This is a genomic window from Janthinobacterium fluminis (assembly GCF_028595325.1).
Lineage (GTDB): Bacteria > Pseudomonadota > Gammaproteobacteria > Burkholderiales > Burkholderiaceae_D > Janthinobacterium > Janthinobacterium fluminis.
The window spans coordinates 185,409-198,338 of the sequence record NZ_JAQQXR010000007.1; the positions used below are offsets into that span (position 1 = coordinate 185,409).

The 12,930-nt window shown below is 66.2% G+C and carries 11 protein-coding genes; 8 read left to right on the top strand and 3 right to left on the bottom strand.

The genetic code is table 11. The annotated features are described in order from the left end of the window. Positions 1-71 precede the first annotated feature (71 nt). The 3 genes from OIK44_RS18470 to pdxR all read right to left on the bottom strand — a co-directional run bounded on the left by OIK44_RS18470 (position 72) and on the right by pdxR (position 3,191). Entirely contained in the window at positions 72-350 is a 279-nt protein-coding gene (locus OIK44_RS18470) for an antitoxin of toxin-antitoxin stability system (RefSeq protein ID WP_273672811.1), read from the bottom strand. A gap of 172 nt (positions 351-522) precedes the next feature. Then, positions 523-1,689, bottom strand: a complete 1,167-nt coding sequence (locus OIK44_RS18475; RefSeq protein ID WP_273672814.1) for an MFS transporter — start codon at positions 1,687-1,689, stop codon at positions 523-525. Further along, the gene (gene pdxR, locus OIK44_RS18480; RefSeq protein WP_273672815.1) at positions 1,686-3,191 is read right to left on the bottom strand and encodes a MocR-like pyridoxine biosynthesis transcription factor PdxR; all 1,506 of its coding nucleotides are present in this window, start codon (positions 3,189-3,191) and stop codon (positions 1,686-1,688) included. The genes OIK44_RS18475 and pdxR overlap by 4 nt, the downstream gene beginning before the upstream one ends. A 209-nt stretch (positions 3,192-3,400) precedes the next feature. Here pdxR and OIK44_RS18485 point away from each other — a divergent pair, with 209 nt between their 5' ends. From OIK44_RS18485 to OIK44_RS18520, 8 genes are all read left to right on the top strand, one after another. Next, on the top strand, positions 3,401-4,165 hold the full coding sequence (locus OIK44_RS18485) for a gamma-glutamyl-gamma-aminobutyrate hydrolase family protein (RefSeq protein ID WP_273672817.1): 765 nt from the start codon (positions 3,401-3,403) through the stop codon (positions 4,163-4,165). Positions 4,166-4,276: 111 nt separating this feature from the next. Beyond that, positions 4,277-5,647: a glutamine synthetase family protein gene (locus tag OIK44_RS18490; protein WP_273672820.1), complete on the top strand. Its 1,371-nt coding sequence runs from the start codon at positions 4,277-4,279 to the stop codon at positions 5,645-5,647. Between the two features lie 34 nt (positions 5,648-5,681). Continuing rightward, the gene (locus OIK44_RS18495; RefSeq protein WP_273672821.1) at positions 5,682-7,139 is read left to right on the top strand and encodes an aspartate aminotransferase family protein; all 1,458 of its coding nucleotides are present in this window, start codon (positions 5,682-5,684) and stop codon (positions 7,137-7,139) included. A gap of 236 nt (positions 7,140-7,375) precedes the next feature. Then, on the top strand, positions 7,376-8,416 hold the full coding sequence (locus tag OIK44_RS18500) for a polyamine ABC transporter substrate-binding protein (RefSeq protein ID WP_273672998.1): 1,041 nt from the start codon (positions 7,376-7,378) through the stop codon (positions 8,414-8,416). A gap of 97 nt (positions 8,417-8,513) precedes the next feature. Continuing rightward, on the top strand, positions 8,514-9,662 hold the full coding sequence (locus tag OIK44_RS18505; protein WP_273672822.1) for an ABC transporter ATP-binding protein: 1,149 nt from the start codon (positions 8,514-8,516) through the stop codon (positions 9,660-9,662). Positions 9,663-9,669: 7 nt separating this feature from the next. Further along, a complete protein-coding gene (locus tag OIK44_RS18510) occupies positions 9,670-10,593 on the top strand; it encodes an ABC transporter permease subunit (RefSeq protein ID WP_273672824.1) in 924 nt (307 codons plus the stop codon). Further along, complete coding sequence (locus OIK44_RS18515) at positions 10,590-11,441, top strand: ABC transporter permease (protein WP_273672825.1); 852 nt, start codon at positions 10,590-10,592, stop codon at positions 11,439-11,441. Before OIK44_RS18510 ends, OIK44_RS18515 begins: the two co-directional genes overlap by 4 nt. 34 nt (positions 11,442-11,475) lie before the next feature. Continuing rightward, positions 11,476-12,924 carry a DUF3138 family protein gene (locus OIK44_RS18520; protein ID WP_273672827.1) on the top strand — a complete coding sequence of 483 codons (1,449 nt, stop codon included), beginning with the start codon at positions 11,476-11,478 and terminating at the stop codon, positions 12,922-12,924. Positions 12,925-12,930 lie beyond the last annotated feature (6 nt).

The window sequence follows — 12,930 nt, forward strand, 5'->3', positions numbered from 1 at the left end:
TCAATCGCGAACTGCTGGCCATTGGCGCGCAGTGTGGACCAGGGCCAGCACCCATACGGTTTCACCGCTGTTCACCCCTGGCCAGTGACTGCTGCGCGGCGAGTGGCAAACATGGCTTCAACCTCATCATTGGAGTGGCTGACGCCAGTCCGCATCGAAGCGCGGCCAGCATCGACTTTGCGGCTCAAGAACTCGTCATATTCACGCTCCTCACGCTGACGCTTGACGAATCCGCGCATCAGCTCACGCAGAATTTGCGACGCTGGCCGGTGCGCGGCTTCCGCTTCTGCCATGAAATCGGCGCGCAATTCCGGTTCTAGCTTCAGTGTGAAAACGACTTTCTTGGACATAGTGCGGCCCTCTTGAAATGTACGAATAAAGCATATACGTTTTCATTACTATCGGCGTGTTTTTGCGCACTCAGTGCGGGAAAAAGCACCGTCCCTGTCTTTTGTCGGCGTTCGATGGCATCGGTACGGCGCGGCGTTCAGCAGTTCTTCGGCCTCGGCCTCGCCGACGGATTTATCTGGCAGTAAACGGTTCGGCCCCGAAGCTTTTCCGGCGCTCCCACAGCGCGCTGGCGACGAAGACGGCGGCGCCGGCCCACATCACGGCGGGCAGGGCGTTGATGCCGGCCGTCTGCATCAGCACGCCCGTCAGCAGCGGGCCGCCGCCGCTGGACACGCCCCAGGTGGCGTTGACGATGGCGCTGGCCGAGGTCAGCGAGTGGCCGCTGAAGCGCTCGCCGCAGGCCACCAGCGCCAGCATGTAGATGGCGCCGGCGAAGCCGCCCAGCAGTAGCAGCAAGGTCCACCACAGCCACGGTGTGTTGATGGCGAAGGGCAGCAGCGGCAGCAGCAGGCAAACCATCACGCCGCAGGCCGTGTGCACGCGGGCGCGGCCGAAGCGGTCGGCCAGCCAGCCGAAGAAGAACTGCAAGGCGGTGTCGCCGACCAGCACGACGGTGGCCGACAGCAGGGCCAGTTCGGCGCTGATGCCGTGGCGTATCGCGTACAGCGGCAGCAGGCTGAGGGCCAGCGTGTCGAACAGCGCGAAGAAGGCGGCGCCGAGGACGATCATCGGCATGCGCGGCAGGATCAGGCGCCAGCGCACGCCTTCCTCGTCCGCCTCCTGCGCCGGGCCGCTGTTCGAGATCAGGGCCAGGCCGGGCAGGGCGAACAGGAACAGCGCGCCGCAGGCGGCGAAGCTCCAGGCGATGCGGCCGTTGAAGGTGGCCACCAGCGCCGGCCCGATCAACTGGAACAGCGTGAAGCTGGTGGTGTACATGGCCACCACGCGGCCGCGCGAGTTGTCCGGCGCCAGGCGGTTGACCCAGGCTTCGCCGATGGTGAACAGCACGCCCATGGCGCCGCCAAAGACGAAGCGCAGCAGCGCCCAGGCCGGCAGGCTGTCGGTCAGCTGCATCAGCGCCGTCGCCAGCGCGCCGGCCCAGACCGCGCCTATCATGGTCGCGCGCGGCCCGAAGCGCGCCACCCAGCCGGAGACGAAAGGCGACGCCGCCAGGATGCCGACGGCGCTGACGGCGGTGATCATGCCGATGATGTCGGTGCCGACGCCGCGCTGGTCGAGCGTGAGGGCCGTCAGCGGCATGGTCGCGCCCAGGCCCAGCCCGACCACGCCGATGCTGACGACGAGCGCGAAGAAGTCCCTCCAGGGCATATTCCTCACCGGCGCACCCCCGACTGGATCACGGCCGCCAGCAGCTTGCCGTAGTAGGAAATCTTCTCCGCCGTGACGTAGGCGTAGCCGACCAGCAGGCCGCGCCGCAGCGGCGGCGCCAGGTAGTAGGTCGACAGCGCCTTGACCTGGATGCCCGATTCGGCCGCCAGCGCCGCCAGCGCGACGTCGTCGGTGCGCTCCGGCAGTTCGACCACCAGGTGCAGGCCCGACTCCTCGCTGGAGATGGCCACGCCGTGGCCCAGCTGCGAACCCAGTTGCGCCGCCAGCGTGCGCCGCAGCAGCTCGCGGCGGGCGCCGTAGATCTGGCGGATCTTGCGCACGTGGGTGGTGAAGTGGCCCAGCGCGATGAAGTCGGCCAGCGCCGCCTGCACCATCAACTGGCCGGGCCGCTGCAGGTCGTACAGCGCGCTCTTGAACGGCGCGATCAGCGCCGGCGGCACGACGATGTAGCCGACCTTGATGCCGGGATAGAGCACCTTCGAGAAGGTGCCCATGTAGACCACGCGGTTGTCGGTGTCGAGCCCCTGCAGCGCCGCCAGCGGCCGGCCGGTGTAGCGGAACTCGCTGTCGTAGTCGTCTTCGAGTATCCAGGCGTTCTTGCGCACCGCGACGTCGAGCAGCTCGCGCCGCCGTGCCAGGCTCATCACGGCGCCCGTCGGGTACTGGTGCGACGGCGTCACGTAGATCAGCCGCGGCTCGGTGGCCAGGTCGGCGGCGTCGAGCGCCATGCCGTGCCGGTCCACCGTGATCGGGCGCAGCAGCAGGTCGCGCGCCTGGAACACGCGCCGCGCGCCCCAGTAGCACGGGTCCTCGACCCAGGCCGTGCTGCCGACGTCGGCCAGCAGCTGCGCGCACAGGTCGAGCGACTGCTGCGTGCCGGCAGTGATCATCACCTGTTCGACCGACACCTTGACCGAGCGCGAGATGCGCAGGTATTCGGTGATGGCCTGGCGCAGCGGCAGGTAGCCGCCGGACTGGCCGTAGTCGAGCAGGTCGGCGCGGGCCTCGCGCCAGACGCGGTTTTGCAGGCGCTGCCACAGCTTGAAGGGGAAGGAGGAAAAATCCGCGTCGCCCGGCGCGAAGGGCTGGATTTCGTAGCGCGGGCCGGCGGCGAAGGCGGTCAGTTCCGCGCCGCGGCGCGACAGCGGCGCGGCCGCGCGCGCGGCGTCGGCCGGCGCACCCGGCGCGCCGGCGCCGCGGCGCATGCCGGCGCTCAGCTCCTGCAAGTCGGCGACGTAGGTGCCGCTGCCCAGCGTGCTGCTGACGTAGCCCTCCGCCGCCAGTTGCCCGAAGGCGGCGATCACCGTGTTGCGGGCGACGCCGAGGTCGCGCGCCAGGTCGCGGCTGGACGGCAGGCGCTTGCCGGCCGCCAGCAGGTTCTGGTGGATCGCCGTTTTCGCCGCCTCGTACAGGCGGCGCTGCTGCGGCAGGCGCGGGTGGAAATCGGACTGGGCCAGCGTGGCGGCCAGCAGGTCGGAAGCGGGGGACATGGTTTAAAGTGGTTCCATTGGTTTCAAACAAGTGGTGCTCGCAATAATACCAAATTTCGCCTATGATGAATTTACTTTCACGTCTTCGGCAAAAAATGCTAAGTTAGCCGTGTGCCGTGCCGTGTGTCAGTGGCCCTAACTGGATGATTATTTGATGGGGGTAATTTCCCCAATGCATCAATAACCCACCATAAGGATAGAACCAGCTTATGCGCCGTCCCCTCGTCATCGTTCCCGCCTGCACCACGCAGATCGGCCAGCACGGCTATCACACGGCGCAGGACAAGTATCTGCAGGCCGTCGTCGTCGGCGCCCGCTGCATGCCGCTGGTGCTGCCGGCGCTGGGCGGGGCGGTCGATCTGGAGGCGGTGCTGGCGGCGGCCGACGGCGTCATGCTGACCGGCTCGCCGTCGAACCTGCACCCCAGCCACTACGGCGAGGCGGTGCGCGACGCGACGCTGCCGCAGGACGCGGCGCGCGACGCCACCACGCTGCCGCTGATCCGCGCCGCGCTGCGGCGCGGCATCCCGCTGATCGCCGTCTGCCGCGGCTTCCAGGAGGTCAACGTGGCGCTCGGCGGCTCGCTGCACCAGGCCGTGCAGGAGGTCGACGGCATGCTCGACCACCGCGAAGGCAAGGCGCTGACGCTGGAGCAGCAGTACGGCCCGGCCCACCGCGTCGCGCTGGAGCCGCAGGGGCGCATGGCGCAGATACTGGGCGGCGCCGCGGAGCTGATGGTCAACTCGCTGCACGGCCAGGGCATCGCCCGGCTGGCGCCCGGCCTGGCCGTGGAGGCGCGCGCCGACGACGGCCTGGTCGAAGCCTACACGGTGGCGTCGGCGCCCGGCTTCTCGCTGGCGCTGCAGTGGCATCCCGAGTGGCGCATCGCCGAGAACCCCGATTCCATGAAGCTGTTCCTCGCATTCGGCCAGGCGTGCCGGAATTATCAAAGCAAACGACAGGGAGGCGCATGACACGCTACGAGCAGTGGGCGCGGCGGGTTCCTTAGCTGCCCCGCCCCGCAACTTCCCCGCGCGCGCGCGGCCGGCGGCCCCGCGTTTGAACAAGACAAAAGAGAGACAAATATGGCAATCCGCGAGAATTTCACCTACACCGACATGGACCTGTGGCTCAACGAAAAACGCGTCACCGAAATCGAATGCCTGGTGCCCGACCTGACGGGCGTGGCGCGCGGCAAGATCCTGCCGCGCGGCAAATTCACCCAGGAGCGCGGCATGCGCATCCCCGAGGCGGTGCTGGGCATGACCGTGACCGGCAACTACCCGGTCGAGGACGCCGGCTACGACCGCGCCATTTCCACCACCGACCGCGACATGGTACTCAAGGCCGACCCGACCACGATCACGATGGTGCCGTGGGCCACCGACCCGACCGCGCAAGTGATACACGACTGCTATTTTTCCGACGGCATGCTGGTCGATTTCGCGCCGCGCTCGGTGCTGCGGCGCGTCCTCAAGCTGTACGCCGACAAGGGCTGGAAGCCGGTGGTCGCGCCCGAGCTGGAGTTCTACCTGACGGCCAAGAACTCCGACCCCGACCTGCCGCTGAAACCGCCGATCGGCCGCAGCGGCCGCGCCGAAACCAGCCGCCAGGTCTACAGCATCGACGCCGTCAACGAATTCGACCCCCTGTTCGAGGACATCTACGACTACTGCGACCTGATGAACCTCGACGTCGACACGCTGATCCATGAAATCGGCGCCGGCCAGATGGAGATCAACTTCCTGCACGGCGACCCGCTCGGCCTGGCCGACAAGGTGTTCTTCTTCAAGCGCACGCTGCGCGAGGCGGCGCTCAAGCACGATATGTACGCCACCTTCATGGCCAAGCCCATGGCCGGCGAGCCGGGTTCGGCGATGCATGTGCACCAGAGCGTGGTCGACGCGAAAACGGGGCTGAACATCTTCAGCAATCCGGACGGCTCGGCCGCCGCCATCTTCAAGCACTACATCGGCGGCCTGCAGCGCTACATGCCGTCGGCGATGGCGATCGTCGCGCCGTATGTGAACTCCTACCGGCGCATCGTGCGCCACACGGCCGCGCCGATCAACATCCAGTGGGGCCTGGACAACCGCACGGTGGGCTTCCGCGTGCCGGAGTCGGGCGTGCAGGACCGCCGCGTCGAGAACCGCATCATCGGCGCCGACGCCAACCCCTACCTGGCGCTGGCCGTGACGCTGGCCTGCGGCTATCTCGGCATGGTCGAGCAGCTGGAGCCGACGCCGATGACGGTCAGCAGCGCCTACGACTTGAAGTTCGAGCTGCCGCAGGGGCTGCCGGAGGCGCTGCACGCGCTGCGCGCCGAGGACAAGCTGCGCGTCGTGCTGGGCGAGCGCTTCATCGACGTGTACGCGGCGATCAAGGACCTGGAGCACCAGGAATTCATGACCGTCATCAGCCCCTGGGAACGCGAGCATCTGCTGCTGCACGTTTAAGCGCGCCCGCCCATCTTTTCAGCTAAGGACCAGCATGTCATCAAATCCATTGGCGCCCGGCGCCGCCTTGGTCGCGTCGGTGAAACAGTCCGCCGCCCGGCCCCGCCTGTACGATACGGCGGCGATCCAGCAACTGGACTCGGCCCACTATCTGCACCCGTTCACCAACTTCCAGGACTTGAACGCGAAGGGCGCGCGCGTGATGGTGCGCGGCGAGGGCATCTACCTGTGGGATTCGCAGGGCAGCAAGATCCTCGACGGCATGTCCGGCCTGTGGTGCGTCAACGTCGGCTACGGCCGCACCCGCATCTCGGAGGCCGTGTACCGGCAGATGGAGACGCTGCCCTTCTATAACAGCTTCTTCAACACCACCAACGTGCCGGCGGTGCAACTGGCCGCCAAGCTGGTGGAGATCGCGCCGCTGTACTTCAACCACGTCTTCTTCACCGGCTCCGGCTCCGAGGCCAACGACACCAATGTGCGCATGGTGCGGCGCTACTGGGACCTGCTGGGCCAGCCGCAGCGCCACACCATCATCAGCCGCCACAACGCCTACCACGGCAGCACCGTCGCCGGCGCCTCGCTGGGCGGCATGGACGGCATGCACGCCCAGGGCGGGCTGCCGATTCCCGGCATCGTCCACATCGGCCAGCCGAACTATTTCGAGTCGGGCAAGGGCATGAGCGAGGACGCCTTCGGCCTGCTGGCGGCGTCCTGGCTGGAGGAGAAGATTCTGGAGCTGGGGCCGGAGCAGGTCGCTGCCTTCATCGGCGAGCCGGTGCAGGGCGCCGGCGGCGTGCTGATTCCGCCGGCCAGCTACTGGCCGGAGATCCAGCGCATCTGCGACAAGTACGGCGTGCTGCTGATCGCCGACGAGGTCATCTGCGGCTTCGGCCGCCTCGGCAAATGGTTCGCCTCCGAGCTGTTCGGCATCAAGCCGGACCTGATCACCTTCGCCAAGGGCGTCACCTCCGGCTACGTGCCGCTGGGCGGCGTGCTGGTGGGCGACCGGGTCGCCGACGTGTTGATCGACAAGGGCGGTGAATTCAACCACGGCTTCACCTATTCCGGGCATCCGGTGGCCTGCGCCGCCGCGCTGGAAAACATCCGCATCATCGAGGAGGAGGAACTGGTGCGCAAGGTCGCCGAGGACACCGGCCCCTACCTGAAAAAGCGCTTCGCCGAACTGGGCGGGCATCCGCTGGTCGGCCACGCCGACAGTTGCGGCTTCGTCGCCGGGCTGAACCTGGTGCGCAGGAAGGGCGCCACCATGCACGACTGCCAGTTGTTCGAGCCGGAGCAGGGCGTCGGCATGATCTGCCGCGGCTATCTGTTCGACAAGGGCATGATCATGCGCGCCGTCGGCGACCGCATGATCGTCGCGCCGCCGCTGGTGATGACGCGCGCGCAGATCGACGAGATGATTGCGCTGATCCGCGCCTGCCTGGACGCGACGCACGCCGACCTCCGCGAACGCGGCTGGGTCGCGTGAGTGGAAAGCATGCATGAACAACATATTTTGAGGAAACCGCAGGAAGTGCCACGGCGCGCTTGACGGGGGCGCGGCGGAACCGTATAAAAACAGTTGTCAAAATAGGCAACGCTCAAATTTACCTTGATACGATAGGGGACAGGAAAATGCTTGCAAAACCGGCTTTACCGTTGCAGAAGCGAATCGCGCGCGGCCTCACCCAGCTTGTTGTTGCGGCGGCGTTCGCGTCCCCCGTCATGGCGCAGGAAGAGAAGGTTCTGAACATTTACAACTGGTCGGACTACATTGCCGACGACACGATCAGGAATTTTGAGAAGGAAACCGGCATCAAGGTGCGCTACGATGTCTTCGACAGCAACGAGGTGTTGCACGCCAAGCTGGTCGCCGGCAAGACCGGCTACGACATCGTCGTGCCGACGGCGCACTGGGGCCGCCTGCAGATCGACGGCGGCCTGCTGCGCGAGCTGGACAAGAGCAAGCTGCCGAACCTGGCGAATATGGACGCCGGCCTGCAGGCGCAAATCTCCAAGCTCGATCCGGGCAACAAGCATCTGGTGACCTGGTTGTGGGGCTACACGACGCTGGGCATCAACGTCGACAAGGTCAAGGCCGCGCTCGGCGCGTTGCCGATGCCCGACAACGCCTGGGAGCTGTTCTTCGATCCCAAATACGTGTCGAAGCTGAAGTCCTGCGGCGTCTCCGTGCTCGACTCGCCGTCCGAGGTGCTGCCGGCCGCCTTGCTCTACCTGGGCAAGCCGGCCTACTCGAAGGTCAGCTCCGACTACCAGGACGCCGGCCGCCTGCTGCAGACGATACGCCCTTCCGTGACGCTGTTCAGCTCGTCGGGCTACATCAACGACCTGGCCAACGGCGCCATCTGCCTGTCGCTGGGCTGGTCCGGCGACATCAACATCGCGCGCCAGCGCGCCCTCGACGCCAGGAACGGCAACAACATCACGGCCCTGGTGCCGAAGACGGGCGCCACGCTGGTCTTCGACACGATGGCCATTCCGGTCGACGCGCCGCATCCGCACAACGCGCACCTGTGGATGAACTACATCATGCGCCCCGAGGTGCACGCCAGCCTGACCAACAAGGTCTTCTACGCCAACCCGAACGCCGCCGCGATCAAGTTCGTCAAGAAGGAGCTGGCCGAGAACAAGACCATCTACCTGAGCGACGACGAGAAGAAAAAGATGATCGTGCCGGAGCCGCTGAACGCGGACATCCGCCGCACGATGACGCGCGTCTACACCAAGTTTAAGACCGGACTGTGACAATCGGCTACACTCCCGGCCGCACCCGCGGCCGGGAGCGGCCGCCGCATGCCCGCTTCATTCACCATCCGATTATATTTTTTTTACTGCCCCAATCATGACGATTGCTCCACCCGCCGCATCGAACGGCGACGCCAGCCCGCCTTTTCTGCAGATCCGCAACCTGGTCAAGGACTTCGACGGCGTGCGCGCCGTCGACGATATTTCCATCGGCATCAACAAGGGCGAAATCTTCGCCCTGCTGGGCAGCTCCGGCTGCGGCAAGTCGACGCTGCTGCGCATGCTGGCCGGTTTCGAAACGCCGACCGCCGGGCAGATCACGCTGGCCGGCCAGGACATCGTCACCACCCCGCCCTACCAGCGCCCGATCAATATGATGTTCCAGTCCTACGCGCTGTTCCCCCACCTGTCGGTGTGGGACAACGTCGCCTTCGGCCTGCGCCGCGACGGCTTGCCGAAGGCCGAGGTGGCGGCGCGCGTCGAGCAGATGCTGGCGCTGGTGCAGCTGTCCAGCTACGGCAAGCGCAAGCCGCACCAGTTGTCGGGCGGCCAGCAGCAGCGCGTGGCGCTGGCGCGCAGCCTGGCGAAGCGGCCGCAGTTGCTGCTGCTCGACGAGCCGCTGGGCGCGCTCGACAAGAAGCTGCGCGAACGCACCCAGATCGAGCTGGTCAACATCATCGAACAGGTCGGCGTGACCTGCGTGATGGTCACCCACGACCAGGACGAGGCGATGAGCATGGCCACCCGCATCGCCGTCATGAGCGAAGGGCGCATCCTGCAGGTCGGCGCGCCGGGCGAGATCTACGAGACGCCGAACTGCCGCTTCGTCGCCGACTTCATCGGCAGCGTGAACATGTTCGAGGGCCGCATCAGCGTCGACGAGGCCGACCACGTGGTGATCGAGTCGCCCGAGGTCCGGCACTACGTCAGCCACGGCATCACGGGCACGCCGGGGATGGCGGTGTCGGCGGCCGTGCGGCCGGAGAAGATCGGCCTGCAGGTCGAGGCGCCGACGCCGCAGCAGCGCGCCTCCGCCGCCGAGCACGACTACAACTGCGCCCAGGGCGTGATCGCGGCGATCGCCTATTTCGGCAACGAGACGCGCTACCACGTGCGTCTCGACGGCGGCATGGAGCTGAAGGTGTCGCGCACCAACGCCGCCCGCCACGAGAGCGCGCGCCTGGAGCGCGAGCAGCGCGTCCATGTCTGGTGGGACGGCTCCGACATCGTCGTGCTGACGCGCTGAGGCCACCATGAATCCACTCCTCCAATCATTGCGCGGCCTGCTCACGCTGCGCTGGGCCAGCGGCCGCAACTTCGTCATCGCCGTGCCCTTCCTGTGGCTGACGGTGGCCTTCCTGGTGCCCTTCCTGATCGTGCTGCGCATCAGCCTCGCCGAGATGGGCGAAGGCGGCGGCCCCTTCGGCACGCTGATGCGTTTCGCCGACGGCGTCTTCGTGCTGAAGGTCAAGGTGTCGAACTACCTGTCCATCGGCCAGGACGAGCTGTACCTGCTGACCTATCTGAGTTCGCTCAAGTTCGCCGCCATCACGACGGCGCTGTGCCTGCTGATCGGCTATCCCTTCGCCTACTTCATGGCGCGCGCCAAAGCGACCGTGCGGCCTATCCTGATGATGCTGGTGATGCTGCCGTTCTGGACCTCCTTCCTGCTGCGCATCTACGCCTGGAAGGGCATCCTCGCCAACCACGGCATCCTCAACGAGCTGCTGCTGTCGCTGGGCCTGATCGGCCAGCCGCTGCACATGATGAACACGCCGTTCTCGCTGCTGATCGGCATGGTCTACGCCTACCTGCCGTTCATGATCTTGCCGCTGTACGCCAACCTGGTGAAGATGGACGTGCGCTTCCTCGAAGCGGCGGCCGACCTGGGCGCGACGCCGCTGCAGGCGTTCTGGCGCATCACGGTGCCGCTGTCGAAGTCCGGCATCATCGCCGGCTCGATGCTGGTGTTCATTCCCGCCGTCGGCGAGTACGTGATCCCCGAACTGCTGGGCGGTCCGGAGACGCTGATGATAGGCAAGGTGCTGTGGGACGAGTTCTTTACCAATAACGACTGGCCGATGGCCTCGTCCGTGACGGTGGTGGTGATCCTGCTGATCCTGGTGCCGATGGCCATCTTCAACAAGTACAAGGCAGAACAACAGGTGCGCGCATGAACGCTTCGACTTTCCTCCAGCGCTGGTTCGGCCGCGGCTGGCTCTCGCTCGGCTATCTCTTCCTCTACCTGCCGATCATCGTGCTGATCGTCTTTTCCTTCAACAGCTCGCGCCAGGACATGGTGTGGAGCGGCTTCTCGACGCGCTGGTACGCCGAGCTGTTCAACGACACCGAGATCATCCAGGGCTTCGCGCTGTCGCTGAAGATCGCCGTGCTGGCCGCCACCTCCTCGGTGGTGCTGGGCACCTTCGCCGCCTTCGCGCTGAACCGCTACCAGCGCTTCCGCGGCCGCACCCTGTTCTCCGGCATGGTCAGCGCGCCGCTGGTGATGCCGGAAGTGATCATCGGCCTGTCGCTGCTGCTGATGCTGGTGTCGGCGCAAAAGCTGTTCGGCTTCCCCGAGCGCGGCATGTTCACGATCTGGCTCGGCCACTCGCTGCTGGGCATGGCCTACGCCGCCGTCGTCGTGCAGTCGCGCCTGCAGGAGATGAGCAAGTCGCTGGAAGAGGCGGCCATGGACCTCGGCTGTCGGCCGCACCAGGTGTTCTTCCTGGTGACGCTGCCGAACATCCGCCAGGCGCTGGCCTCGGCCTGGCTGCTGACCTTCACGCTGTCGCTCGACGACGTCGTGCTGTCGGCCTTCCTGTCCGGCCCCGGCTCGTCGACCATGCCCATCGTGATCTTCTCGCGCGCCCGGCTGGGCCTGGACCCGCGCGTCAATGCCGTCGCCGCGCTGACCATCCTGGTGGTGTCGATCGCCGTCATCGTCTCCAGCGTGATGCTGGCGCGCGCCGAGCGGCTGCGCCAGAAACAGATTTACGCCGCATTCAAAGCTGATTCCGAGTAGTCGTCCATCACAACGAAAACCTGAGGGAGGCATCATGCACTTGCTGAAGAAACTGGTGGTCGCCATGGCCATTGCCTATCCGGCCCTGGCCATGGCGCAAAGCACCAGGGAATTGAAGGCCGAGCTGGAGGCGCTGAAAAGCCACGTCAAGAAGCTCGAAGCGATGATAGAACAGGTCGGCGCGCAGGCGGCGCTGGCCGACTCCCGGGCGGCCCAGGCCGGCGCTGCGGCCGCCGCCGCCGGCAGCCAGGCGGCGCAGGCCGGCGGCGGCGTCGACGTGGCCGAGTTCAACCGCATCCGCATCAAGACCGAGGCGATGGAGGATGCCAGCGAGGCGAACGGCTTCAAGAACCTGAAGGTGTCCGGCTACGTCGACCCGAGCTATATCTACAACCGCAACGCCAAGACGTCGAGCTTCGTCTTCTTCAACAACAACAGCCCGGTGAACGGCTCCACCGAGGCTTTCAGCTACGACAACACCTTCTTCGGCAGCGGCATGCTGAGCCTGGAAAAAGAACTGGAGGGCGGCACCCGGTTCAAGGCGACCCTGATGCCGAGCAAGAGCGCCAGCGCCGGCTACAACTTCGGCAACCTGGTGCACGAGGCGTCCGTGTCGGTGCCGCTGGGCGACCTCGGCACGCGCCTGCTGGTCGGCCAGATTCCCGACTGGACCGGCTATGAATCCATCCCGTCGACGCAGAACAAGCTGATCACCCACAACCTGCTGTTCGATTTCTCGGCGGCGAATTTTTACACGGGCGCCGGCCTCGAACTGACGCGGGGGAAATGGATCAGCAAGATCATGCTGGGCAATCTGAACCGCGCGCGCATCGACACGGCCAAGCGGCAGACGCCGGGCCTGTTCTACCGGGTCGACTACGCCAAGGGCGAGTACACGGGCTTCGGTTTTTCCGGCATCCACGCCGGCTTCGACGACAAGGTCCAGTTCGGCCGCGTCGACATGGTCGAGGTCGACGGCTACTTCACCCGCGGCGACTGGAACCTGCAGGGCCAGCTCGCCTACGGCCGCCAGGGCGCGACGCCGTCCAACCTGTACAGCACCGGCAGGCAGAAATGGTGGGGGCTGTCGGCGCTGGCTTCGTACAAGCCGATGCCGCGACTGGAAACGATCGCCCGTTTCGATTACATTAACAATAAGAGCGGGGGCGGCGGCGTGTTCGGCTCGACCTTCGGCGGCAGCTGCCTGGACAGCAACGGCGGCAGCGCGAACTGCCCGGACGGGCGCAACGGCTTCGGCTCGGGCATGCTCTTCGACGGCGTCAACTGGGTGGTGCTGGACCCGGCCAGCGGCAGCAACCGCTACGCGCTGTCGCTGGGCCTGAACTACGCGCTGATGCCCGGCGTGAACGTGAAGGGCGAGTACCGCTACGACCGCTCCACGGGCAAGGTGTTCAAGACATCGGATGAACAGTACCGGCGCGACAACCACGTGGTGGGCGTCGCGACCGTGGTCAGTTTTTGATTCTAC